Origin of the sequence: Kocuria rhizosphaericola (genome assembly GCF_044462205.1) — a bacterium.
GTDB classification, from domain to species: Bacteria; Actinomycetota; Actinomycetes; order Actinomycetales; family Micrococcaceae; genus Kocuria; species Kocuria rhizosphaericola.
The window spans coordinates 1-22,858 of the sequence record NZ_JBISWK010000182.1 but is presented as its reverse complement, the minus strand read 5'-3'; the positions used below and the strand labels follow the sequence as shown (position 1 = coordinate 22,858).

At 73.2% G+C, this 22,858-nt stretch carries 22 protein-coding genes; 9 read left to right on the top strand and 13 right to left on the bottom strand.

All coding sequences use genetic code 11. The features are described from left to right. Positions 1–5: 5 nt before the first annotated feature. Complete coding sequence (locus tag ACH9D2_RS18350) at positions 6–230, bottom strand: hypothetical protein (RefSeq protein ID WP_396364264.1); 225 nt, start codon at positions 228–230, stop codon at positions 6–8. A gap of 198 nt (positions 231–428) precedes the next feature. On the opposite strand from ACH9D2_RS18350, the gene ACH9D2_RS18345 reads away from it, so the two are divergent. Next, the gene (locus ACH9D2_RS18345; RefSeq protein WP_396364263.1) at positions 429–1,295 is read left to right on the top strand and encodes a serine hydrolase; all 867 of its coding nucleotides are present in this window, start codon (positions 429–431) and stop codon (positions 1,293–1,295) included. Positions 1,296–1,305: 10 nt separating this feature from the next. Here the strand turns inward: ACH9D2_RS18345 and ACH9D2_RS18340 are convergent, their stop codons facing one another. Both ACH9D2_RS18340 and ACH9D2_RS18335 read right to left on the bottom strand, forming a co-directional pair. Further along, a complete protein-coding gene (locus ACH9D2_RS18340) occupies positions 1,306–2,994 on the bottom strand; it encodes an ATP-binding cassette domain-containing protein (protein ID WP_396364262.1) in 1,689 nt (562 codons plus the stop codon). Between the two features lie 185 nt (positions 2,995–3,179). Beyond that, positions 3,180–3,926, bottom strand: a complete 747-nt coding sequence (locus ACH9D2_RS18335; protein ID WP_396364261.1) for a Mut7-C RNAse domain-containing protein — start codon at positions 3,924–3,926, stop codon at positions 3,180–3,182. Positions 3,927–4,078: 152 nt separating this feature from the next. Here ACH9D2_RS18335 and ACH9D2_RS18330 point away from each other — a divergent pair, with 152 nt between their 5' ends. After that, positions 4,079–5,038: an AraC family transcriptional regulator gene (locus ACH9D2_RS18330; RefSeq protein ID WP_396364260.1), complete on the top strand. Its 960-nt coding sequence runs from the start codon at positions 4,079–4,081 to the stop codon at positions 5,036–5,038. A gap of 6 nt (positions 5,039–5,044) precedes the next feature. Further along, positions 5,045–6,031: a helix-turn-helix domain-containing protein gene (locus tag ACH9D2_RS18325; RefSeq protein WP_396364259.1), complete on the top strand. Its 987-nt coding sequence runs from the start codon at positions 5,045–5,047 to the stop codon at positions 6,029–6,031. An 84-nt stretch (positions 6,032–6,115) separates the two neighbouring features. On the opposite strand, the gene ACH9D2_RS18320 is transcribed toward ACH9D2_RS18325, so the two are convergent. From ACH9D2_RS18320 to ACH9D2_RS18305, 4 genes are all read right to left on the bottom strand, one after another. Further along, the gene (locus ACH9D2_RS18320; protein ID WP_396364258.1) at positions 6,116–7,144 is read right to left on the bottom strand and encodes a DctP family TRAP transporter solute-binding subunit; all 1,029 of its coding nucleotides are present in this window, start codon (positions 7,142–7,144) and stop codon (positions 6,116–6,118) included. A gap of 118 nt (positions 7,145–7,262) precedes the next feature. Then, complete coding sequence (locus ACH9D2_RS18315; protein ID WP_396364257.1) at positions 7,263–8,537, bottom strand: TRAP transporter large permease; 1,275 nt, start codon at positions 8,535–8,537, stop codon at positions 7,263–7,265. Next, a complete protein-coding gene (locus ACH9D2_RS18310; RefSeq protein WP_396364256.1) occupies positions 8,534–9,094 on the bottom strand; it encodes a TRAP transporter small permease in 561 nt (186 codons plus the stop codon). Before ACH9D2_RS18310 ends, ACH9D2_RS18315 begins: the two co-directional genes overlap by 4 nt. Continuing rightward, entirely contained in the window at positions 9,072–10,190 is a 1,119-nt protein-coding gene (locus ACH9D2_RS18305; RefSeq protein ID WP_396364255.1) for a Gfo/Idh/MocA family protein, read from the bottom strand. Before ACH9D2_RS18305 ends, ACH9D2_RS18310 begins: the two co-directional genes overlap by 23 nt. Positions 10,191–10,277: 87 nt before the next feature. Between ACH9D2_RS18305 and ACH9D2_RS18300 the strand changes: the two genes are divergently transcribed. Further along, complete coding sequence (locus ACH9D2_RS18300) at positions 10,278–11,042, top strand: IclR family transcriptional regulator domain-containing protein (protein ID WP_396364254.1); 765 nt, start codon at positions 10,278–10,280, stop codon at positions 11,040–11,042. Between the two features lie 28 nt (positions 11,043–11,070). Here the strand turns inward: ACH9D2_RS18300 and ACH9D2_RS18295 are convergent, their stop codons facing one another. Further along, complete coding sequence (locus ACH9D2_RS18295; protein WP_396364253.1) at positions 11,071–11,766, bottom strand: SCO1664 family protein; 696 nt, start codon at positions 11,764–11,766, stop codon at positions 11,071–11,073. 10 nt (positions 11,767–11,776) lie between these two features. Continuing rightward, complete coding sequence (locus ACH9D2_RS18290; RefSeq protein WP_396364252.1) at positions 11,777–12,421, bottom strand: MSMEG_4193 family putative phosphomutase; 645 nt, start codon at positions 12,419–12,421, stop codon at positions 11,777–11,779. 120 nt (positions 12,422–12,541) lie between these two features. Here ACH9D2_RS18290 and ACH9D2_RS18285 point away from each other — a divergent pair, with 120 nt between their 5' ends. Together ACH9D2_RS18285 and ACH9D2_RS18280 are read left to right on the top strand one after the other, a co-directional pair. Continuing rightward, positions 12,542–13,957, top strand: a complete 1,416-nt coding sequence (locus ACH9D2_RS18285; RefSeq protein ID WP_396364251.1) for a magnesium chelatase — start codon at positions 12,542–12,544, stop codon at positions 13,955–13,957. 85 nt (positions 13,958–14,042) lie between these two features. Then, positions 14,043–16,031 carry a VWA domain-containing protein gene (locus ACH9D2_RS18280; protein WP_396364250.1) on the top strand — a complete coding sequence of 663 codons (1,989 nt, stop codon included), beginning with the start codon at positions 14,043–14,045 and terminating at the stop codon, positions 16,029–16,031. Between the two features lie 50 nt (positions 16,032–16,081). Here ACH9D2_RS18280 and ACH9D2_RS18275 read toward each other — a convergent pair whose 3' ends face one another. Beyond that, the gene (locus tag ACH9D2_RS18275) at positions 16,082–17,203 is read right to left on the bottom strand and encodes a DUF808 domain-containing protein (protein ID WP_396364249.1); all 1,122 of its coding nucleotides are present in this window, start codon (positions 17,201–17,203) and stop codon (positions 16,082–16,084) included. A gap of 159 nt (positions 17,204–17,362) precedes the next feature. Then, positions 17,363–18,292, bottom strand: coding sequence for an ornithine cyclodeaminase family protein (locus ACH9D2_RS18270; protein WP_396364248.1), 930 nt, complete (start codon positions 18,290–18,292; stop codon positions 17,363–17,365). Positions 18,293–18,607: 315 nt separating this feature from the next. Here ACH9D2_RS18270 and ACH9D2_RS18265 point away from each other — a divergent pair, with 315 nt between their 5' ends. The 3 genes from ACH9D2_RS18265 to ACH9D2_RS18255 all read left to right on the top strand — a co-directional run bounded on the left by ACH9D2_RS18265 (position 18,608) and on the right by ACH9D2_RS18255 (position 20,496). Beyond that, a complete protein-coding gene (locus ACH9D2_RS18265; protein ID WP_396364247.1) occupies positions 18,608–18,949 on the top strand; it encodes a hypothetical protein in 342 nt (113 codons plus the stop codon). Positions 18,950–19,088: 139 nt separating this feature from the next. Next, entirely contained in the window at positions 19,089–19,970 is an 882-nt protein-coding gene (locus ACH9D2_RS18260; protein ID WP_396364246.1) for a manganese catalase family protein, read from the top strand. A gap of 52 nt (positions 19,971–20,022) precedes the next feature. After that, a complete protein-coding gene (locus ACH9D2_RS18255) occupies positions 20,023–20,496 on the top strand; it encodes a DUF4383 domain-containing protein (RefSeq protein WP_396364245.1) in 474 nt (157 codons plus the stop codon). A gap of 93 nt (positions 20,497–20,589) precedes the next feature. Here ACH9D2_RS18255 and ACH9D2_RS18250 read toward each other — a convergent pair whose 3' ends face one another. Both ACH9D2_RS18250 and ACH9D2_RS18245 read right to left on the bottom strand, forming a co-directional pair. Next, on the bottom strand, positions 20,590–21,519 hold the full coding sequence (locus ACH9D2_RS18250) for an FRG domain-containing protein (RefSeq protein ID WP_396364244.1): 930 nt from the start codon (positions 21,517–21,519) through the stop codon (positions 20,590–20,592). Beyond that, entirely contained in the window at positions 21,516–22,631 is a 1,116-nt protein-coding gene (locus tag ACH9D2_RS18245; protein WP_396364243.1) for a glycosyltransferase, read from the bottom strand. Before ACH9D2_RS18245 ends, ACH9D2_RS18250 begins: the two co-directional genes overlap by 4 nt. Positions 22,632–22,858 lie beyond the last annotated feature (227 nt).

Sequence of the window (22,858 nt, the reverse complement as noted above, 5' to 3'; positions counted from 1 at the left end):
CCGGCTCAGCCGTCGTCCTCCTGCTCCTCGTCCTGCTCCGCGGGGCCCTCGCCCTCGCGGGGACCCTCGCCGTCGGGCGTCTCCTCCTCGCCGGCGGGGGCCTCCTGCTCCATGTTCTCCTCGCCGCCGGACCCGGACTCGTCGCACCCCGCGAGTCCCAGCGCGGCGAAGGACAAGAACCCGATCGCCAGCGTCCTCCGCCACCAGTTCTCGCCCGCAGCTGCAGCCATGACCCCTCCTCCGTGGTTCTGCGTGGACCTCAAAGGTAAGCACGCTTCCCAAACCGGTTCAAGGGACGGGGACCCGATTGACGGAACATGCTCAGAAGAAATCCAGGATGGCGCCGGTACGGTCGTGCACGGGACCGGCAGCCTCCGCCGGGGCGCTCCGCCCGCGTCCCCCGTCCGTCCGGGAACGAAAGGCGAACCGTGCGCACGAGCAGTCGAGGGGCCCGAGCCGGCCGCACCGCGGTGCTGGGCCTCGCCCTCCTGCTCGGGGCCTGCGGCGGGGAGCAGGGCGGAACGACCGCCGCCCCGCCGGCCGAGACCGCCGCGGTGGACCTGGCGCGGAGCCTGGAGGATCTCGCCGGCGAGGTGCCCGGGGAGCTCGGCGTCGTGCTGCTCGACCCGGAGGGCGGGGAGGTGCTGGCCCGCAACGCCGACCGCCCGTTCACGAGCGCGAGCCTCTACAAGCTCTTCCTCGCCCATGCGGTCCTCGACGAGGCCGACCGGGGCGCCCTCGCCCTCTCGGACGCCGTGCCGGAGCTGGGGCTCACGGTCGAGCAGGCCCTCGATGTGATGATCAGCTGGTCGGACAACGCCTCCGGCGCGGCGCTGGGCCGGTGGCTCGGGTGGAAGGAGGTCGAGGCCTTCGCGCACGAGCAGGGCTTCACGGCCACCACGTTCGACCCCGGCACGGGATCCGAGGACGTCGTCGCGATGACCACCACCCCCGCCGACGTCGCCGACCTCCTGGAGCGGCTGCGCAGGGGCGAGCTGCTCTCCGGCTCCTCCACCGCCCTGCTCCTCGGGTTCCTCGAGGAGCAGCACCTCGACTACGCCCTGTCCTCGGGCTTCTCCCCGGACGTCGGCTTCGCGCACAAGACCGGCCTGCTGCAGGACGTCTCGCACGACGCCGGGATCGTCGAGCTCGGCGGCGAGGGCTACGTCGTCGCCGTGCTGACCGACGGGTGGTCCGACTACGAGGAGTCGGCGCCCTGGTTCGGGGACGCCGGACGGGAGATCGAGGCGTACGTGCGCGGTGCCGCCCCCGCCCGGCCGGCGGCGGCACCGTAGGCGGGCCGCCTCAGCCCGCCCCGGCCCGCACCGGGACCACCCTGCCCCGCCAGCGCCGCCGGACCCACCGGTCGTGCGTGGCCAGCACCACCGTGCCCGGGAAGTCCGCCAGGGCCCGCTCGAGCTCCTCGGCCAGGGCCAGCGACAGGTGGTTCGTGGGCTCGTCCAGCAGGAGCAGCGGGGCCGGCTCCGCGACCAGGGCCGCGAGCGCGACCCTCCGGCGCTGCCCCGGGGAGAGTTCCCCGAGGGGGCGGGAGGCGTCGCCGTCGCGCAGCAGGCCCAGCTCCTCCAGTGTCGGGGCGCGCTCCCCGTCCCGCAGCCGGGAGCGGAAGGCCGCCTCCGCCGTGCACGACAGGTCCGGCCAGGAGTCGTCCTGGGCCAGGCGGCCGACGACGACGGAGGTCTGCCGCTCCACGGCCCTGCCGTCGGGGCGCAGCTCCCCCGCCAGCACGGCGAGCAGCGTCGACTTCCCGGAGCCGTTCGGCCCCTCGACCAGTAGCCGGTCCCCGGCCCGCAGCTCGAGGTCGGTCGGCGCCAGGCGCCCCGCGACCCGTGCCCCGGCCAGCCGGACCAGCGGGAGGTCGGCGTCGGACGAGGTGACCGCGTCCGGGGCGAACCCCGCGAAGCGCAGCGGCGGCGGCGGGGCGTCCACGGCCGTGCGCTCGAGCTCGGCCAGCCGGTGGCGGGCCGACCGCACCCGGCCGCCGACGGTCTTGGCGGCGCGGTCGCTGTAGAACTTCCGGGTGATCCGCCCCTCGGACTTCGGGGCCGTGGTGTGGAAGACCTCCCGGCCGGAGACCTCGGCGATCTCCTGCAGCCGCTCCCGCTCCTGTGCCTGGGCGGCGAAGCGCTCGGCCCAGCGGCGGCGGGCCAGCTCGCGCTGCTCGAGGTAGGAGCTGTAGCCGCCCGTGGTCGACGTGCCCTGCCGGGGCGGCCCGCCCGCGGACTCGTCAGGTCCCAGGGCGGGGTCGAGGTCGACGAGCCGGGTGGCCGCTTCGTCCAGGAACCAGCGGTCGTGGCTGGCCAGGAGCACCGGCCCCCGCCAGCCGGCCAGCTCCCTCGCCAGGAAGTCGACGGCGTCGTCGTCGAGGTGGTTGGTCGGCTCGTCCAGCAGCAGCGCCGTGGGCCGGGCCAGCAGCAGGGCCGCGAGCGCGAGCCGGCGGCGCTGCCCGCCGGAGAGCCCCCCGACCGGCCGGTCCCCGGGCAGCCGGCCGAGGCCGAGGCCGCCGAGGACCGTCTCGATGCGGGCGTCGAGGGCCCACAGCCCGTGTCGCTCGGCGTCCCGCAGGACGGCGTCGTAGGCGTCCGCCGTCGCGGGGTCGTCGGGCGCCGCGGCGATCGCGGCGGCGAGCTCGGCCAGCCGGTGCTCCAGGGCGCGGACCTCCGCGACGGCCTGCTCGACGACCTGCGCCAGGGTGGTGGCGCCGGGGAGGTCGAGCTCCTGGCGGAGCAGTCCGGTGCGCTCGGGCCGGTGCACGGTGCCGGTGCCCGGGACCAGGAGCCCGGCGGCCACGTGCAGCAGGGTGGTCTTGCCGGCGCCGTTCTCCCCGATCAGGCCGATGCGCTCACCGGCGGTGGCGGTCAGCGACACGTCGGTGAGGACCCGGCGGCCGGGGTGGCTGACGCCGATGCCGTCCAGGCGCAGGTGGACGGGGCGGCGCGGGGCGGCGGTCGCCGCCGGGAGGACGGTGGTGGTCACGGTGCGGTCCTGTCGATGCTGGGGGTCGGGCCCGCCGGGCCGGTGCGGCACCGGATGCGCTGAGCCCCTCGGGCTCGGATCGACGGTGCCGGCCGCGGACGCGGGCCGGGGCATCAGGACAGGAACATGGCCACCAAGCTACGCCCGCCGGGACGATGCGGGCAAGGGTCGCGCCGGCCGGGGCGTCAGCCGTCCGGGTCCGCGGCCAGCACCTGCTCGGCACGGGCGACGACGGCGTCCAGGCGCCGCGCGTGGGCTCCGCGCCAGTACGCCCGGCCGCAGCCGGTGCACCGGGAGAACTCCCGGTACGCCCGCCGGGTGCGCGGCAGCAGCTGGTCGGCGACCTCCTCCGCGCTCGCCGCGACGAGCGGGCCGCCGCAGCGCAGGCACCGCGTCCACGGCGCCAGGGGCGGGGCGAAGCGCTCCAGGACGTCGGCCAGCTGGTCGTCGGCGTGCTCACCGCGCACGAGGGCGCCCTCGGGCAGGGCGCCGCGGTGGAGCAGCCCCCGGTCCTGGGTCAGCAGCACCCGCTCCTCCCGGGCGGCCCGCTCCACGAGGTGGGCGTCCTCGGCGTCGGGCTCCCACGCGGCGTCGAGCCCCAGCAGGCGGAGGCGGCGGGCGAGGGGACGGAGGTGGACGTCCAGCAGGAAGCGCGGCGGCGTGTGCCGGGTGGGCTGGGGCCGCCGACGGGGACGGACGTCCAGCACGGGGGTCGTGCCGGGGCGCGCCGCGGCGGTGGGACGCGCCTCCAGTCCGGCGGGACGCCCGTCGAGGCGCAGCGGGCCGACCTCGGTCGGCGGGATCCCGACCATGCGCACCACGTGGCCGACCGTGTCCGTGCCCGGCACCTCCACCGCGAAACGCGGGCTCCGGCGTCGTGGCGACAGCAGGAACCACAGGGCGGGGTCGACCTCCAGCACCAGGTGCGGCACCCTCCCAGGATGCCGCACTCCCCGCCCGGCGTCACGGGTCCGTCTCCCGGGAAGCGGTGCGGCACTCCCCCGTGACCCGGTCGGGCACACCGCCCGGGTCACGGGGAGACCTGCTGTCGACTCGCCCCGCGCACGGGCGTAGCCTGCGGAGCATGGACTCCCAGGTGCAGCGGTCGGTGTTCACCACCCGCGACCCGGCGGAGGGCATCGCGGTGCTCGACGAGGTCTTCGCCATCCGTGGCGTGCGCAGGTCCCCGGAGGGTGCGTTCGACATGCGCCTGGCCGCGACCGGCATCGGGCCCGTGGCGTACGAACGCGTGCGGTTGAAGGGTTCCTCGTGCGCCGGCAGGACGGACGGTGCCGACGTGCTGCGGGTGTGCCACGTGACGTCGGGCGTGCTGAGCGCGACCAGCGCCGGCGACCGCTTCCCCCGCACCGGGCCCTTCCTGTTCCCCCAGCGCAGCTTCACCAGCTGGTGGGACGAGCTCGAGGCGTTCACCGTGTCCCTGGACCCCGCGGCGGTGGAGGACCACGCCCGGCGGCTGCTGGGGGACGAGTCCTTCCGGCCGGCGTTCGCGGGGATCCGCCCGGTCTCGCCGGCCATGGCCCGGTACTGGCAGGGAACGGTCTCCCACCTGGTCCGCGACCTGCTGCCCGACGAACGGGCGATGAGCAGCCCCCTGATCCGGTCCGAGGTCGCCCGCTCTCTCACCACCGCCCTGCTGCACAGCTTTCCCGGCTCCTTCCTGACCCGCAACGAGGCACCGGCCGGGCAGTCCCGTCCGGCGCCGGCCGGGGTGCGGCGGGCGGTCGCCTTCATCGAGGAGCACGTGGGCGCCGACATCGGCCCGGCCGACATCGCGGCGGCCGCCAGGATGAGCGTGCGCGGGCTCCAGGCGGCCTTCCGCCGGGAGCTGGACACCACCCCGACCGCCTACCTGCGCGCCGCCCGGCTCGACGCCGTCCACCACGACCTGCTGGCCGCCGACCCCGGCACCGGCGCGACCGTGGAGGCGGTGGCCGCGCGCTGGGGCTTCGGCCACCGGGGGCGCTTCGCCGCGGCCTACCGGGAGCGGTACGGCCAGGCCCCGGCCACCACCCTGCGGAGCTGACCCGGGATGCCCCAGGAGCCGGAGACGCCGATCCGGCTGCACGTCTCGACCACCGACCCGGAGGAGGCCGTCGAGGCGCTGCAGCAGGTCTACACCAGTGCCCGCATGGGCACGGTCGCCGACAGGTCGTCGTTCCTGTACCGCCAGGACGTGCAGGGGGACGCCGACCTCAGCCTGGGGCGGCTCACCTTCCACGGCAGCATCGCCGGACGGATGGTGCTCGACGAGGTCTTCTCCGTCGTGCTGCCGCGCGCCGGCGGCGTCGACTGGACGATCGACGGCTGGTCGGGCACCGGGCTCGGGGTGTTCCTGCTCCAGCCGGGCCAGGAGTACTACGGCGAGGTGGAGCGGCTGCTGGTCGACTCGGTCAACATCGGCCTGGCCACGCTGCAGGAGACGGCCCGGTCGGTCCACGGCGACGAGACCCTCGAGGTCGCCTTCCACGACCCGCGCCCGCGGTCCCCCGCGCGGGAGAGGTACTGGAGGAGCACCTTCGCGTTCGTGCAGCAGGTGCTGACCGATCCCGAGATCTCCTCCCTCCCGTTGCTGCGCGCCGATCTGCGGCGGCGGATGTCGGTGGCGACCCTGGAGGCGTTCTCCCTCGCCGGGGAGCCCGGGTCGCGGCGTGCCTCACCCGCCGCGCAGCACGCGGCCTACCGGCGCGCCGTCGAGTACCTGCACGCCGCCGCGTCGTCGCCGATCACGGTCGAGGACGTCGCCCGCCACGTGGAGCTCAGCACCGTGGAGCTCGTCCGGGCCTTCCGCTCCCATGCCGGGACCACACCGAGCGCGTACCTGCGCGAGCTGCGGCTGGTGGCCGCCCACGACGACCTGGTGCGAGGGGATCCGGCCCGGGGCGACACCGTGCGCGGCATCGCCCGGCGCTGGGGCATGGCCCACACCGGTGACTTCGCGCGCCGCCACCGGGAGGCCTACGGCGAGAACCCGTCCGCCACCCTGCTGCGCCAGGCGCAGTTCCCTGTGCGGCTGTGAACGCCGACGCCGGCGAGGAGCAGTCGCGGCGGGGGACGCTGCCGTGGTCCGGTCAGCGCCCCCCGTGCACGGTCCGCGGGACGGTCAGTTCTGCCCGGCGGAGTCGCGGATGTCCTGGTAGAGCTCGAGCTGCTCGCCGTCGAGGTTGTTCAGGAAGTAGTCCTGGGCCTGGGTGCGGAAGGCCTCGACGTCGACGTCCTCGATGACCTCCGGGGTGCCGGCGGCCTCCCACTCGTCGAGGACCTCCTGCTCCTCGGTCTGGGCGCACTCGAGGTTGTCGGCGCGGGCGTCCCGCACGGCCTCGGTCAGCGCGGTCTGCTGCTCCTCGGACAGCCCGCTCCAGGCGTCCGCGTTCATCACGACGAGCTGCGAGCCCACGGAGTGGCGGTTGAGGCTGACGTAGTCCTGGACCTCGTCGAAGCTGTTCTGCGCCGTGAGCTGCACCGGGTTCTCCTGGCCGTCCACGGTGCCCTGCTGCAGGGCCAGGTAGATCTCCTCGAACGCCACCGCGACCGGCTCCGCACCGAGGGCCTCGGCGTTCTGCAGGTGGACCGGGGAGTCGGGGAAGCGGATGCGCAGGTTGTCGAGGTCATCGGGCGTGCGGATGGGCGAGTTCGCGGAGAACGTGCGGTCGCCGTAGTACCAGACGTCCAGGATCTTCGCCCCGGTCTCGGCCTCGAAGTCGTCCTTCATCTGCTGGGCGGCCTCGGACTCGTCGAACCAGGAGAAGAGGTGGTCGACGTCGTCGAAGGCGTAGGCCATGTCCATCACGCCGATGGGCTCGTAGGTCGCGGCCAGCCCGGAGGAGCCCTGCAGGTCCAGGGCGATGTCGCCGGACATCACGGAGGTGAAGCGGTCGGTGTCCCCGCCGAGCTGGCTGGAGGGGAAGATCTCCACCTCGAGGTCGTCGTCGGCGACGGCCTCCTGCACGAGCACGGCCCCGCACCGGTTGTGCGGGTGGTCCTCGGCGTAGCTGTTGGCGAAGCTCAGGGACTGGGCTCCTCCCTCGCCTCCCCCGGTGCCGGTGCCCCCGCCGGCGCAGGCGGTGAGCAGGCCGATGGCCAGGGGCAGGCTGACGGCGGCGGCCAGACGCTGACGGGTGGTGGATCGCATGGTGTTCTCCTGTGGTTCGGTGGGGTGGTTCGGTGGAGCAGTTCGGTGGGGCAGTTCGGTGACGTGCGTGGACGATGCGGACGGAGACGTGGACGGTGAGGTGGTTCGCCGGCGCGGGCTACAGGCCCAGCAGGGCCGGCAGGCCGGTGACGACCGGGGGGTAGAAGGTGATGATCAGCTGGACGACGACCAGGGGGATCAGGAAGACCGCGATGCCCCGGAAGACCTCGTCGACGCTGCGGCGGGTCACCGAGCTCATGACGTAGAGGACGCTGCCCACGGGTGGGGTCAGGAGCCCGATCATGAGGTTGACGATGATGATCACCCCGAGGTGGAGGGGATCGATTCCGAACTGGGTGGCGATGGGCATCAGCACCGGGACGGTGATCATGATGACCGCGGTGGCGTCGATGACCATCCCCAGCAGGATCAGCAGCACGTTGATCAGGAGCAGGAACACGATCGGGCTGTCGGTGAAGGAGATGACGAACTCCGCGACCTCCTGGGGAACCCGCTCCCGGGCCAGGATCCAGCCCAGGAGGGCGGCCGAGGCCAGGATGAGGGTGATCGACGCCGTGATCGTGGCCGCCTCGCGGACCGCTTCCACGATCGAGCGCAGGTTCAGGGTGCGGTACACGAAGCCCAGGGCCACCATGTAGGCCACCCCGACCGCGGCGGCCTCGGTGGGGGTGAACAGGCCGAGCAGGATGCCGCCGAGGATGATGACGGGGGCCCCGAGGGGGCCGATCACCCGCAGGGTGGCCGTGCCGAGGGTCGACCAGCTGAACGGGATGGTCTCCAGCGCGGTGTTGCGACGGGTCAGGAGGAAGACCGTGATCGCGAGCCCCAGGGCGATGAGGAAGGCCGGGAGCACGGCGCCGGCGAACAGGGCGCCGGTGGACACGGCGGCCACGGAGGCGTAGATGACGGCTGGGATGGACGGGGGCATCACCGGGGCGATCAGGGCCGAGGCGGCGGTCAGGCCGGAGGCGAACCGGAAGGTGTAGCCGGCCTTCATCATGGCGGGCACCTGGATCTTGCCCAGGGCCGCGGCGTCGGCCAGCGCGGAGCCGCTCATCCACGAGAAGCCCAGGCTGGTGGCGATGTTGACGTAGCCGAGGTTGCCGCGGACCCGGCCCAGCAGCGCCAGGGCGAAGTCGAAGATGCGGTCGGCGATCCCGGCACGGTTGGCGATGGAACCCAGCAGGATGAACAGGGGCACGGCCAGCAGCGGGAAGGACGCGACCCCGTTGAAGGCCTGGCGGAAGCCGAGGCCCGCGGAGTTCCCCTCCAGGAGCATGTACAGGATGCTGGGGCCGAGGAAGGCCAGGCCCACGGGAGTGCGCAGGCCGATGAGGACGATGATGAGGACGGCGAGGACCCAGATGCTCATGCGCCGGCTCCTTCCGCGATGGTCGGATCGGGTTCTGCCGCGATCGCGCGCGGGACGAAGATCGCCACGGCGGATCGGAGGGTGAGGGTGAGGACCCCGAGCAGGGGCAGCAGGTAGATCCACAGCAGGGGGATCCCCAGTGCCGGGGTCGTCTGCGAGACGGAGGCGGTGAGCAGGAACCACACCTCGTTGAGCAGCAGCAAGGACGCGAGCAGCACCAGGACGTGGGTCAGCACGTGCAGCGCCTTGGCGGCCCGCCCGGAGGTGTACCGGTCGATCACCAGCACCGCGATGTGCAGGCCGTGGCCGTAGAGGTAGCCGGCCATCAGGAACGTCAGCCCTGCCAGGGCGTAGCGGGAGAGCTCTCCCGCGCCGACCCACGTGCCCGTGGGCAGATAGCGCTGCACGGCCTGCATCAGGACGAAGACGAAGATCACCAGGATCAGGAGCCCGCCGACCACCTGCTCCACGTAGCCCAGCCAGCGGAGGACGCCGATCTCCCGGGCGGGCGGTGGGTCGGCCGGCGCTGCCGGCTCACGGATTGACGACATGGTCATCCACTCCTGTCCTCTGGACGAAACGGGCGGCTGCGGCCGAGCGGGCCGCCGGAAGATCGGTGGGCACGGAGACGGGCAGCCCGGTCCGGGCGCTCTGCGCCACGGCGTGGACCACGCGCAGCGACTGGAGGCCCTCGCGGGCGCGGACGCGCGGCGCCGTCTCGCCGCGCAGCACGTGCTCGAAGTGCTCCAGCTGCAGGTCCAGCGGGTCCTGGCGGGGTGCCGTCACCGTGGTGACGACGGAGCGCTCCGACCACGAGACCTCGCCCGGGTAGGTCCGCAGCCGCAAGGTCGGCACGGACAGCGATCCGCGGGTGCCGGCCACGTGGTAGCAGTCCTCGTCCTCGGCCGTGTCGTAGCCGGGGTTCTCCCGGGAGGTCTGCTCCCAGGACCGGGCGGAGGCGGCGGCGTCGGAGACGATGAACGTGCCCAGCGCGCCGTTCGCGAAGCTCAGGGTGAGCGCCGCGGTGTCCTCGACCGCGAGGGCGCGGGCGGCGCTGCCGGCGACGGCCTGGACCCGGACGATCTCCCCGCACAGCGCGCGGAGTGCGTCGACGTCGTGGACGAGGTTGATGAGGATCGGCCCGCCCCCGGCCTCGGTGCGCCAGGGCGCGGCCTCGAAGTAGTCGTCGGGCTTGCGGAAGAGGGCCGAGCCCATCACCGCCACCGGGTCCCCGATCGCTCCGGAGCCGATGATCTCGACGGCGCGGGCCAGCAGCGGGGAGTACCGCCGGTGGTGGCCGACCAGCACGGGCACCCCGCTCGTCTCGGCGGCCGTGACGATCTCCTCGGCCGCCTCCAGGGTGTCGGCGATCGGCTTCTCCACCAGCACCGGCACCCCGGCGGCGACGGCGGCCAGCGCCCCCTCGCGGTGGGCGGCGTTGGGAGTGGCCAGGACGACGCCGTCCACGTCCCCCAGCGCCTGCCCGAGATCGGCCACCAGGACGGTGTCCGGCCCCGCGGGAACGTCCGCGGGATCGGCGAACGGGTCGACGACGTAGCGCAGCTCCAGGCGCGGACGACCCAGGACCCGCCGAGCGTGCTGGCGCCCGATGAGGCCCGCCCCCACGACGGCGATGCGCAGTGTCCGCTTCATGTCCTGACTTCCAGATGTTGGCAACTGTTGCTGTTATTTGAATTATGAGCATGATGTACCTCACAGACCCGTGTCAAGAAAGGCTTCATGATGACGACCGAGGCGTCCGGCACCGTGGGCAAGGCCCTGGGACTGCTCACCCTGCTCGGGGACCACCCGCACGGCGCCACCGCCGCCCAGATCGCCGAGCAGGCGCAGTACCCCTTCAGCACCGTCTACCGGTTGCTGAACACGCTGGTCAGCGCGGAGTTCGCGACCTACGACCCGCAGGACAAGCGGTACCGGCTGGGCCTGCGCGTCTACCAGCTGGGGCAGAAGGTCGCCAGCACCCGCGGCTTCGAGGGCACCGCCGCGCCGATCCTCCAGCACCTCACCGCGGTCACGGGGGAGAGCTCGATCCTCGGCGTGCTCGACGGGCCGCACTTCCTGACGGTGCGCAAGGTGGACGGCCCCCAGTTCCGCACCACCACCGATCCCGGGGACCACGGGTCCCTGCACACCAGCGCCGTCGGCAAGGCGCTGCTGGCCTTCAGCGACCCGGGCACCCGTGAGCACCTGCTGGACACGATCGAGCTCGTCCCGCGCACCGAGCACTCCCTCACCGACCGGGAGGAGCTGCGGCGCCAGGTGGAGCGGATCCGCGCCCAGGGCTGGGCGGGCCAGCAGGAGGAGAACGACGTGGGCATGGCCGCCGTCGCCGTGCCGGTCCTGTCCCCGTCGAACCGGCTGATCGCCGCCGTCGCCCTGGCGGCCCCGCTCTTCCGCGCCGACCTCGAGGGGCTGCGGAGGTACCTCCCGGAACTGCAGCAGGCCGCCACGGAACTGGCCCTGGAGCTTCCGCTCCGGCCGTGACGGCACCCGCGGCCCGCGGGCTCCGCTGCTAGAGGAGCGGCCAGGGGATGCGGCGACCGGTGACGTCGACCGGCAGGACCGCCTCGTCGAGCAGCCGGCGCACCCGCCGCCGCAGCGCGGCCACCTCCGTGGCGTCGAGGAGGTCGGCGAGCTCGGCGGGGACCTCGTCGGCCAGCGGGGCGATGTCGCGGAGCAGGTCCTCGGGGACGGGCTCGCCGGAGAAGTCCCACACGACGGTGCGCAGCTTGAACGCCGCCGCGAAGCACAGCCCGTGGTCGATCCCCCAGATCCGGCCGTCGGCCCCGCGCAGCACGTGGCCGCCCTTGCGGTCGGCGTTGTTGGCGACGAGGTCGAAGAGCGCAATCCGGCGCAGGGCGTCGTGGGTGTCCGGGGCGGCGTCGTAGAGGGTGAAGTAGTGCTGCAGCGGGTCGTGGTCGACGAAGCGCTGCAGGGACCCCGCGCCGAACGGGCCGTCCTGCCGCAGGACGGTGGGCGGGACGATGCCCCAGCCCAGGAACTCGCTCAGCACGAACGCGGCGCGCTCCCGACGGTGCAGGCCGGGGCGGAAGTCGATCAGCGGCCGCTCGCCCTCCAGGGGCTTGTAGATCCCCCAGACCGCCTCCTCCTCGAGCGTGACCTCGACGAGCAGCGCCGAGTTGCTGCTCTCCCGGATCAGTCCGAGGAGCTGGATCCGGCCCTCCGTCAGGAGCACGAGCTCGCCCATCAGCGTCCGCTCACGACACCCTGAGACCGGCCAGCGGCTCGTCGGTGGAGTTCACCGTGAGCACGGCCGGCGCCTGCCCCGGAGCGTAGGAGATCGCCGAGACCGAGCACGGACTGACCACGATGCGCTGGAAGAGGTCCAGGTGCGTGCCCAGGGCGTGGGCGACGGCCGCCTTGATGGGGTCGGCGTGCGAGAAGCAGACCACCACCCCGCCCTCGTGGACCGCCCGCACCCGGTCGACCGCGCCGACCGTCCGCGCCTGCATCTCGGGGAAGCTCTCGCCGCCCGGGAACCGGAAGGTCGAGGGCGCCCGCTGGACGGTCGACCAGGCCTTCAGCCGGGAGAGGCGGGAGAGCTCCTCGCCCGTCCACTCCCCGAAGTCGCACTCGAGCAGGCCGGGCTCCACGACGGCCTCCCGGCCGGTCCGGGCCTCGGTCGGCGCCGCGGTCTCGCGCGTGCGCTCGAGCGGGGAGGTGTAGAGCGCATCGACGCGGACCCCCTCGAGCCGTTCCGCGACCCGGTCCGCCTGGGCCCGGCCGCGCTCGGACAGGTGCAGGCCAGGGGCCCGCCCCGGCAGGACCTTGCCCGTGGTGGGGGTCTCCCCGTGCCGCACGAGCAGGACGAGGGTGCTCCGTGGTGCCTTGCGAGTGACCATGATGCACCAGCGTACTGGCGGGGCCACCGCGGCCACAGGGGCCGCCGTCGGGCATCTCCGTCGACGACGCCGGAACCCCTCCGGCGGGCACCCCCTTGACGCCGGGGTTAAGTTGGCGCTGTGACTGATCGGACCGATCACCCTGACATCCGGACGCTCGGCGAGCTCCGCGCCGCGGGCGTCGCCCACAGGACGCTGCGCGAGGAGATCCGCGAGAATCTCCTGCGCACACTGGCCGAGGGCGGTGACCCCTGGCCGGGCCTGCACGGGCTCGGGCGCACGGTCCTGCCCCAGCTGGAGCGGGCCCTGCTCGCCGGCCACGACGTGGTGCTCCTGGGCGAGCGCGGCCAGGGCAAGACCCGTCTGCTGCGCACCCTCGCCGGCCTGCTCGACGAGTGGTCCCCCTCCATCGAGGGGTCGGAGCTCAACGAGCATCCCCTGGAACCGCTGACCGAGGCGTCGCGGCGCCGGATCCTGCTCGAGGGCGACGAGCTGCCCGTGGTCTGGCGGCACCGCTCGGAGCGCTACGTCGAGAAGCTCGCCACCCCGGACACGTCCGTGGCGGACCTGATCGGGGACGTCGACCCGATGCGCGTCGCCGAGGGCCGGCGGCTCGGGGACCCCGAGACCATCCACTACGGGCTCGTGCCGCGCTCGCACCGCGGGATCGTGGCGATCAACGAGCTGCCCGACCTCGCCGAGCGCATCCAGGTGGCCATGCTCAACGTCATGGAGGAGCGGGACATCCAGATCCGCGGCTACGTCCTGCGGCTGCCGCTGGACGTGCTCGTGGTGGCCACGGCCAACCCCGAGGACTACACGAACCGCGGCCGGATCATCACGCCGCTCAAGGACCGGTTCGGCGCCGAGATCCGCACCCACTACCCGCTCGAGCTGGAGGACGAGATCGCCGTGATCCGCCAGGAGGCCGAGCTGATCGCCGAGGTCCCGGACACGATCCTCGAGACCCTGGCCCGGTTCACCCGCCTGCTGCGGGAGTCCTCCGCGGTCGACCAGCGCTCGGGAGTCTCGGCGCGGTTCGCCATCGCGGGCGCCGAGACGGTCGCGGCGGCGGCCCTGCGGCGCGCCACGATCCGCGGCGAGGAGGAGGCCGTCGCACGGATGGTGGACATGGAGACGGCCACCGACGTCCTGGCCGGCAAGATCGAGTTCGAGTCCGGCGAGGAGGGCCGCGAGCGCGCGATCCTCGACCACCTGCTCCGCCGGGCGACCGCCGAGACCGTCCGGGGCCGATTCCGCGGTCTCGACCTCGGACCGGTCGTGGAGGCCTTCGACGGCCGCACCACGGTGTCCACCGGCGACGACGTCTCCGCCCAGGACTTCCTCGCCGGGCTCCCCGAGCTGCGGGCGCCGGACGAGGACGGGGCCGAGACCGCCTACGACGAGATCGCCACGCGCCTCGGGGCGGCCACACCGGGGCAGCGCGCCAGCGCGATCGAGCTGGCGCTCGAGGGCCTCTACCTGGCCCAGAAGATCTCCAAGGACGCCGACGAGGGCGGCACCGTCTACGGCTGACCGCACGGCCCGCACCCGGGAACGACCGCGCGGCATCGGCCGCGCGAGAACGACACAGGGACACAGAAGACACAGAGGGGGCGTCATGCCCGCACACCACCGGTCCTCCAGATACGGCCGGTACACCGGAGGACCCGATCCGCTGGCCCCGCCGGTGGACCTGTCCGAGGCGCTCGAGGCCGTCTCCGAGGACGTCATGGCGGGGTACTCGCCGGAGAAGGCCATGCGCGAGTTCCTCCGGCGGGGCGGCCGCGGCCGGGACGGCCTCGACGACCTGTCCCGGCGCGTGCAGCAGCGGCGGCGCGAGCTCCTGAAGCGCCACAGCCTGGGCGGCACGCTCGAGGAGGCGAAGAAGCTGCTCGAGAAGGCCCTGCGCCTGGAGCGCGAGCAGTTCCTGCGGGACGCCCGGATGGACCCGATGGACCGCTCCTTCCAGGAGATGCAGCTCGACGGCCTGCCGGACTCCACGGCCGCCGCCGTCAGCGAGCTCGCGTCCTACGACTGGCAGTCGGAATCCGCGCGGGAGGCGTACGAGCAGATCAAGGACCTCCTCGGCCGCGAGATGCTGGACCAGCGCTTCGCCGGGATGAAGCAGGCCCTCGAGAACGCCACGGACGCCGACCGCGAGGCCGTGGCGGAGATGCTCCGGGACCTCAACGAGCTGCTCGAGAAGCACGGGCGAGGGGAGGACACCGACGAGGACTTCCAGGACTTCATGGCCAAGCACGGGGACTACTTCCCCGAGAACCCGCAGTCGGTCGAGGAGCTGATCGACGCCATGGCACAGCGGGCCGCGGCGGCCCAGCGGCTGCTGAACTCGATGACCCCCGAGCAGCGCCAGGAGCTGATGCAGCTCTCCGCGCAGGCGTTCGGGTCCCCCGAGCTCATGGACCAGCTCGGCCGGCTCGACGCGAACCTGCAGAGTTTGCGCCCCGGCGAGAACTGGGGCGGGTCGGAGGACTTCGAGGGACAGGACGGACTGGGGCTCGGCGACGGCACGGGCGTGCTCCAGGACATCGCCAAGCTCGACGCGCTGGCCGAGCAGCTGTCCCAGCACCACCGGGGCGCCAATCTGGACGACATGGACCTCGACGCGCTCGCGCGCCAGCTGGGCGCCGACGCCGCGGTGTCGGCCCGGACCCTCGCCGAGCTGGAGCGGGCGATGCGGGACAGCGGCTACCTGCAGCGCGGCGCCGACGGGGACCTGCGCCTCTCGCCCCGCGCCGTGCGGCGGATCGGCAAGGCGCTGCTGCGGGACGCCGCCCAGAACCTGTCCTCCCGGACCGGTCAGCGCGACACCCGCCTCGCCGGGGCCGCCGGCGAGCCCTCCGGCGCGACGCGGGAGTGGCAGTTCGGGGACGCCGAGCCCTGGGACACCACCCGCACCATCACCAACGCGATCCGGCGGACGGCGGCGGAGGGCGGCGACGCCCGGCGGGGACTGCGCCTCGACGTCCGCGACATCGAGATGGCCGAGACCGAGGCGCGCACGCAGGCCGCCGTCGTCCTCCTCGTGGACACCTCGTACTCCATGGCCGCCGAGGGGCGCTGGGTGCCCATGAAGCGCACGGCGCTGGCGCTCCACCACCTCGTCTCCACCCGGTTCCGGGGGGACCAGCTGCAGATCGTCGCCTTCGGCCGCTACGCCCGCGCGCTGCCGGTCGACGAGCTCACGGGGCTGCCACCGGTGCGGGAGCAGGGCACCAACCTGCACCACGGGCTGCTGCTCGCCACGCGGTTCTTCCGCAAGCACCCGTCGATGCAGCCCGTCCTGCTCGTGGTCACCGACGGAGAGCCCACGGCGCACCTGCTGCCCGACGGCGAGAGCTGGTTCTCCTGGCCCACGGAGCCGGAGACCCTGCGGGCCACGGTCGAGGAGCTCGACCGGCTGGGACGCATGGGGGCCCAGGCGACGTTCTTCCGGCTCGGCGACGACCCCGGGCTGGAGCGGTTCCTGAGGCGGATGGCCGAGCGGATCGACGGGCGTGTGGTGGCGCCGGACCCCGGGGACCTGGGCTCCGCCGTCCTGGACGAGTACCTCAGCGCCCGCTCCGGGGACCCCGACGACCTCTGACGGACGGTCCCGGCGACCACCGGGAGCATCCGCCGCTCAGCGGACTCCGGTCACCGGGCCGCGGTGGATCCCCCGTCGGCCGGTGGGGTGGGATCGGACGGGCCGCCCGGGACGCCGCCGTCCTCCCCCGGGGCCCCTGCCGCGGAAGGGGCCGCCGGGGAGGCAGCCTCGGAGTGCTTCCCGTGGTGCTCGCCCTGCGCCTCGTGGGCGCCGTGGGCGGCGTGCTCCGCCTCGTGCTCGCCCTTGCCGAAGGGCAGCAGCTCCCACACGAGCACCAGGACGGCCCCCCAGGCCAGGCCCAGGACCGCGGAGAAGAAGGTGTTCGTGAGCCAGGCGAGCGCCGCGCCGAGACCGCCGGGGACGGCTTCGTGCACGAGGACCTCGAGGTGGTGCACGGCCTCGTACGGGGCTTTCCAGCCCAGCTCGTCGAGGCCGACGAGGATGATGTGCCCGCCCACCCAGAGCATGGCGGCGGTGCCCACGACCGAGATGACCGTGAGCAGCCCGGGCATGCCCTTGACCAGGCCGTGGCCGATCTTCTGGGCGGCCGGGGAGGACCGCGCGGCCAGGTGCAGACCGAAGTCGTCCATGCGGATGATCAGGGCCACCACGCCGTAGACCAGGACGGTGATGCCGATGGCCACGACCACCAGGATGGCAGCCCGCAAGAGCAGCGGCTCATCGGCCACCTCGTTGAGGGAGATGACCATGATCTCGGCCGAGAGGATCAGGTCGGTGCGCACCGCGCCCCCGACCATCGTGTCCTCCGCGCTCTTGCCCTTCTCCACCACCGGCGTCTTGGTCTTGGCCCCGTGGCCGGAGACCTTGGCCCAGATCTTCTCGGCGCCCTCGAAGCACAGGTAGCTGCCGCCGAGCATGAGGATCGGGGTCAGCAGCCACGGCGCGAACTGGCTCAGCAGCAGGATGACCGGGAGGATGAAGATCAGCTTGTTGCGGAACGAGCCCTTGGTGATGCGCCAGATGATGGGCAGCTCGCGGACCGGGGAGACGTCCTGGACGTACTGGGGGGTCACGGCGGTGTCGTCGACGACGACGCCCGCCGCCTTCATGCTCGCCCGGCCGGCGGCCGCTCCGATGTCGTCCACGGAGGCGGCGGTGACGCGGGCCAGGGCGGCGACGTCGTCCAGCAGGGCGATCAGACCGCCGCTCATCGGAGGACCTCGGGCGTGGTCCCAGCAGGGGCGGGCGGAGCCGCAGTGGTGATCAGCATGATGACAGAGTAGAGCTTCGGACGGCTGGATGCTCCCGTGCCGGTCGAACGGGCACCGGTGTCCGGCCGTTGCCGGGGAGATCCGGCCGCGGCACGGGCCTCAGGCCGCCGGGTCCACGACCCCCACGGCGACGGCGAGGTCCTGCCAGGACATGCCCACGCCCTTGAAGACGTTGGGGGCGTCGTCGCGGCGGACCACCGCCCCGGTGACCACGTCCCGCATCGGCACCAGGGCGTCCTCGGTGAGCGTCCCGTCCTCGAGGGCCAGGACGACGTCGCCGGCCTCCCGCAGTGCCGTGGCGACGTCCTCCACCACCACCAGGGAGCGTCCCATGAGGCCGGCGTCGAGCTCGCGCCGGCCGGTCTCGTGCGAGCCCATGGCCACGACACAGGCGCCGTCGCGGACCAGGGAGCCGTCGAAGAGCGGGTCGGGCGCGGACGTCGCGCAGACCACGATGTCGGCCCGGGCGACGTCGTCGGCCGTGCCGGCCACGGTCTCGGGGGCCAGGGCGGAGACCTCCTCGAGGACGGCCCGGACCTTCCCGGGGCTGCGTCCGACCACCGTGACGCGGGCGAGGTCACGGATCCCGGTGAAGGCCCGGACGTGGCCGACCGCCTGCGGTCCGGTGCCGAAGATCACCAGGTGCGCGGCGTCCGGCGGCGCCAGGGCGTCGGCGGCCACGGCGGAGACGGCCGGGGTGCGCAGGGATGTGAGGGCCGAGCCCTCCAGCAGGGCCCTGGCAGTCAGTGTCGCGGTGTCCAGCAGGACGTAGACCGCCTGGATCCGGGGCAGGCCCCGGGCGGGGTTCTCGGGGGCCACGGAGGCGACCTTGACACCGGTCCAGGCCGAGATCGTCGAGGGCATCAGGAGCAGGTGCCCGGACCCGGCCGGCGTGCTGACCCGGGCCGGGTCCGTCGCGGGGTCGAAGCCGTCGACCAGGGCCTTCCCGATCAGCCGCCGGGCGCGATCGGCCGGGACCCGCTCGGCGACCTGTGCGGCGGTGTACCAGGTGGGCTGGACGTCGTTCATCGGGCAACCTCCGTCGTGTCGTTCGCTCCGGTCCCGTGCGCCGCACCCCGGCGGGGGCGCCCGATCCGGTGACCGGGAGTGAGGCCGGTGCACTGTACTCTGCCACGCCCCTGGCCGGACTCGGGGTGGTGGCCGCGCCCCGAAGCCAGCACGCCCGAGGCCTGTGCGGGAAGCTCTTCTGCCGCTCGTGGGGCACGTGGCCCGAAGGTGCAAACTCTGCAAATCCCTGGTCGACGCGGGACGACACGCGTATCGTGAGGAGAGGTCAAGAAAGCGGCCCTGAGACAGATTGCATGCGATGAAGGGTGCTCTCTCATGGACCACAAGCTTTCCGTGCTCGTCCAGGTCGACCTCGAAGGCGCCTACGTGCGCCTGGCCGTCACCGGGTGCCTGACCGAGGCCAACCAGCACGTCCTGTATCCGCTGGTGCGCCGGGCCCGGACGCTGATCCCCCCGGTGACCGTCAGCGTCGACCTCACCGCCGCCGACCACGTCGAGGCGATCGCGGTGGACCTGCTGCGCTGGGCCCTCGATCACGACGAGACCCCGGAGGGGGTCAGCCCCGTGGAAATCCTGGTCCCCAGCGGCCAGCCCAGCCACCGGCACACCCCGCTTCCTGACGTGCGCCGCCTGGAGTCCTCGGGGCGCACCGGATGAGCAGGCCCGCTCCCACGTCATCCAATAAGCAACCTTCCTTTCTCGTGCGCCGGTCACTACCGTAGGAAGCAGGGTCGGTGACGGAGGACGCGGGGTCCCGCGCCACCGCCGGCCACTGCAGCCGACGACGGAGGCCAGGATGTTCTTGCACCAGCAGAAGCTCCAGTACAACGCCACTCCCCAGGCCCCGGACGCGGTCTACGCGCGCAAGCTCCAGGAGGTGATCGGCGGGCAGTACGGGGAGATCACGGTGGCGATGCAGTACAGCTTCCAGGCCTGGAACGCCCACATCCCCGGCAAGTACCGGGACCTGCTCTTCGGCACGGCCGCCGAGGAGTTCGGCCACATCGAGATGCTCGCCACGATGGTCGCCCAGCTGCTCGAGAAGGCCCCGCTGGGCATCACCGAGGACGCCGTCCAGTCCGATCCGGCCGTGGCTGCGGTCATCGGCGGCACCGACCTGCAGCACGCGATCGTAGCCGGTGCCGGGGCGCGGCCGGTGGACTCGATGGGCAACCCGTGGTCGGGGTCCTACGTGACCGCTTCCGGGAACCTGCTCGCCGACATGACCGCCAACGTCAACGCCGAGATGCAGGGCCGCACCCAGGTCGCCCGGCTCTACCACATGACCGACGACCAGGGCGTCCGGGACATGCTGTCCTTCCTGCTGGCCAGGGACACCATGCACCAGAACCAGTGGATGGCCGCGGTGAAGGAGCTGCAGGAGGACGGCCTGGAGCAGATGCCGGTGCCCTCCAACTTCCCGCAGTCCAAGGAGGCCACCGAGTTCTCCTACGACTACTACAACTTCTCCGACGGCGCGGCCGCCGCGGACGGGTCCTGGGCCCAGGGGCGGACCCCGGACGGGCACGGGACCTTCGGGTACCGGGACGCGCCCATGGCGGGCGTGCCGATGCCGCCTCCCACCCACCCCGACGCCCGGTTCTACGGCACCACCGAGCAGCCCAACCTGCTGGAGAAGACCGCCGGCACCGTCCAGGACAAGCTCAAGAAGGAATGACCCCCGGCGGTCCACCGCACGGCCCTGGGGCACACAGAGGCAAGGAGCGATCATGACCACCCCAGCCGCTCGACCCGACGACCGCACGACCCGCCGCTCACCCGTCCGGACGGCGGCCCTGCTCTACGGGGTCGTCTTCCTGCTCGTGGGCGCGGCCGGTTTCATCCCCGGCATCACCACCGACTACGACACCCTGCAGTTCGCCGGCCACGAGTCCGAGGCCATGCTCATGGGCGTCTTCCAGGTCTCCTGGCTGCACAACATCGTCCACCTGCTCTACGGCGTCGCCGGGATAGCCCTGGCCCGGTCCGTCTCCGGGGCGCGGAACTTCCTGCGCTGGGGCGGTGCCGTCTATCTGGTGCTGTGGCTCTACGGCCTGCTCATCGACAAGGAGTCCACCGCCAACTTCGTGCCCCTGAACACCGCCGACGACTGGCTGCACCTGTTCCTGGGCGTGACCATGGTCGCCCTGTCCTTCCTGGACCGGAACGCCCACGACCGGACCGCCGGCAGGGCCCGCACCTGAGGTCCGCCGCCGGGCACCTTCCGTGCCCGGCGGTGGGGTCGACGGCCCGGCCCTCGGCACACGTCCCTGGCCACCGGCCCGTCCTGCCCCGGCTCACGGCGATCGGCCCCAGACCTCAGGCACGGCTCCAGGGGCGGCACCCGGCTCGTCGCCCATCGCCGGGGAGGCCGGCTCGGCGGAGGTGCCCTGCTCCGGGCGCGGGCCGTAGTAGCGGGTCAGCCAGCGGGACAGTCCGTCGAGGCCGGGGAAGAGGACGCGCTCGGTCATGTTCGCCTGGTCGAGGTGGTCGCGGATCCGCCACTTCAGCCCCGGCGGTATGACCACCTTCCGGTAGAGCTCAGGGTGCTCGCCCAGCCACTCGTGCAGGGACGCCGTCGCCGCGGACATGGCGGAGAAAACCGCGGCCTGGTTCACGATCCGCTCGTCCAGCGACGGGGGCTCGAAGAACAGCGGCACCGGACGCCCGTGCTGGTCCCGGAACCGGTCGAAGTCGGCCATGCTGTACGCAACCTGCCCCAGCATGCCGGTGGTGAACAGCCCCGCCGCGTGGGCGGCGATCTCCTCGCGCAGCTGCGCCGGCAGCAGCTCGTGCACCGCCGCGTAGTCCACGCACCACACCGCCCCGGGCACGTCGTAGCAGCGCGGGTCCGCGGTGGCGAAGTGCAGCGCCACGTACGGGGAGTTCGACCAGTCCAGCAGCCGTGTGGGCAGCCCGTGGTGCTGGGCCACGGACAGCCAGTTCCAGTCCGAGTCCCCCGGGGAGGTGTCCCGCGCGGCGTACTTGCGGAAGTTCCGCAGGATGTGCGGCTCGATCTGCTCGCTCGAGGAGCCCCGGAGCCGGAAGAGGCTGGTGTGCAGGTCCCGGTCGGCCACCGCGTGCCCGCGGTAGACCACGTTGATCCGCAGCGTCCCGCCGGAGGGCTGCCAGTCGTTGTGGGTCAGGGCCGCGATCAGCCCGTAGAGGTCGTCCTCCGCGATTTCGATCACCGGGCCCGCGCCCGCGGCCCCCTCCCCCACGCTCACCACCGGCTCCTCGCCCGCTCGGGGCCGGTGTCGACCAGGAGCAGCGGTTCCCCGCTCCGGCGACGCAGGCGCCGGCGCAGGGCGCCCCGGGAGTGCCCGGCGGTTCGCAGTCGGGACCCCGCGTAGGACACGCCGCCGCGCACCCGGAGGACCACCGCCGCCCACACGCACACCGAGCGCTCCAGCACCCACAGCGGAGTCCACAGCACCGTGCCGACGGGGAAGACCCGGGCGCCCCCGGCCCGGCGTCGTCCGATCTCGGCCAGCCCGCACACGGCGAGGGCCTCTGCCGCCAACCGAGCCGGGTGCCGCACCGACCAGCCCAGCAGGGGCAGCAGGGACAGCTCAGCGAGCAGGCGCCCCGGTTGGGCGAAGTCGTCGTAGGCCTGGCGGACGCGCTGGCCGAGGAAGTGGGGCACCGTTGGCGGCACCCGGCCCACCAGCACGCCCAGGGACACGACCTCCCTCCCGCCGACCGCCCGCACGGTCCGCACCAGCTCGAGGTTCTCGAAGAGGACGTCGCCGTCGTAGCCCCCGGCCGCGAGCAGGGTCGATCGGCGTACTCCCAGAGTCCCGGGCCAGTCCCCGCCCAGAGCCCGGTTGAGCAGGGTGCGCCCAAAGTCCCAGCGGGCCTGCCAGGGCAGCTGGAGGTAGTAGTTCTGCGGACGGACCACCTCGACCTGCCCCAGCAGCCCCGCGATCCGCTCCAGGGTCCGGCGGGTGTGGCGCACGTCGTCGTCGGCCACCACGATCCGCTCCTCGGCCGTACAACGGACACCGGTCATCACCCCGGCGACCTTCCGGTTGGCGCCCGGCCACGGTTCCGGGCGCACATGCTCGACCGCCTCCGGAAGCGCGCGGCGATGGGCGACGAACAGCTCCTCGGCGGAGCCGTCGACGACCGTGACGGGCAACCACGTGACGACCTCGGCCAGGTAGGGGGCGAGGTCGGCCAGGCCGGCGTCATCGGCCCACTTCAGCGGCAGGACGTAACGAGCATCGGCCAAGGGGCCGGCAACGGCGGGAATCGTGACGGGGCGTCCGGAGATCGCCTTCTCAGAGGCTTCATTGCGCTGGACGGCCTCGGCCGGCACGAAGACGGTGTGGTCCACGAGAGCATCCTTCATCGACAGCGACGCGCTGCGGGCCGGCTGCTCGACCGCCTCTCACCCTAACCACACGCATCCCCGACAGACCAAGCATTTCGCGCAAGAAGGCTTCCTCCGACCAGCCGGGGCAGCCCTCGGCGGCGGTGGTTGGCAGCGCTCCGGGGCCCGGGGTGCAAGGGGACAGCCGCGCTGGTGTGCGACGCAGCCCGAAGCCGGACGGGCCGGCGCCC

Excerpts from the sequence above, each read along its gene's own strand:
- ACH9D2_RS18350 (WP_396364264.1), bottom strand. The coding sequence starts at position 230 with ATGGCTGCAGCTGCGGGCGAGAACTGGTGGCGGAGGACGCTGGCGATC.
- ACH9D2_RS18330 (WP_396364260.1), top strand. The coding sequence starts at position 4,079 with ATGGACTCCCAGGTGCAGCGGTCGGTGTTCACCACCCGCGACCCGGCG.
- ACH9D2_RS18325 (WP_396364259.1), top strand. The coding sequence starts at position 5,045 with ATGCCCCAGGAGCCGGAGACGCCGATCCGGCTGCACGTCTCGACCACC.
- ACH9D2_RS18320 (WP_396364258.1), bottom strand. The coding sequence starts at position 7,144 with ATGCGATCCACCACCCGTCAGCGTCTGGCCGCCGCCGTCAGCCTGCCC.
- ACH9D2_RS18315 (WP_396364257.1), bottom strand. The coding sequence starts at position 8,537 with ATGAGCATCTGGGTCCTCGCCGTCCTCATCATCGTCCTCATCGGCCTG.
- ACH9D2_RS18310 (WP_396364256.1), bottom strand. The coding sequence starts at position 9,094 with ATGACCATGTCGTCAATCCGTGAGCCGGCAGCGCCGGCCGACCCACCG.
- ACH9D2_RS18305 (WP_396364255.1), bottom strand. The coding sequence starts at position 10,190 with ATGAAGCGGACACTGCGCATCGCCGTCGTGGGGGCGGGCCTCATCGGG.
- ACH9D2_RS18300 (WP_396364254.1), top strand. The coding sequence starts at position 10,278 with ATGATGACGACCGAGGCGTCCGGCACCGTGGGCAAGGCCCTGGGACTG.
- ACH9D2_RS18295 (WP_396364253.1), bottom strand. The coding sequence starts at position 11,766 with ATGGGCGAGCTCGTGCTCCTGACGGAGGGCCGGATCCAGCTCCTCGGA.
- ACH9D2_RS18290 (WP_396364252.1), bottom strand. The coding sequence starts at position 12,421 with ATGGTCACTCGCAAGGCACCACGGAGCACCCTCGTCCTGCTCGTGCGG.
- ACH9D2_RS18280 (WP_396364250.1), top strand. The coding sequence starts at position 14,043 with ATGCCCGCACACCACCGGTCCTCCAGATACGGCCGGTACACCGGAGGA.
- ACH9D2_RS18275 (WP_396364249.1), bottom strand. The coding sequence starts at position 17,203 with ATGAGCGGCGGTCTGATCGCCCTGCTGGACGACGTCGCCGCCCTGGCC.
- ACH9D2_RS18270 (WP_396364248.1), bottom strand. The coding sequence starts at position 18,292 with ATGAACGACGTCCAGCCCACCTGGTACACCGCCGCACAGGTCGCCGAG.
- ACH9D2_RS18265 (WP_396364247.1), top strand. The coding sequence starts at position 18,608 with ATGGACCACAAGCTTTCCGTGCTCGTCCAGGTCGACCTCGAAGGCGCC.
- ACH9D2_RS18260 (WP_396364246.1), top strand. The coding sequence starts at position 19,089 with ATGTTCTTGCACCAGCAGAAGCTCCAGTACAACGCCACTCCCCAGGCC.
- ACH9D2_RS18255 (WP_396364245.1), top strand. The coding sequence starts at position 20,023 with ATGACCACCCCAGCCGCTCGACCCGACGACCGCACGACCCGCCGCTCA.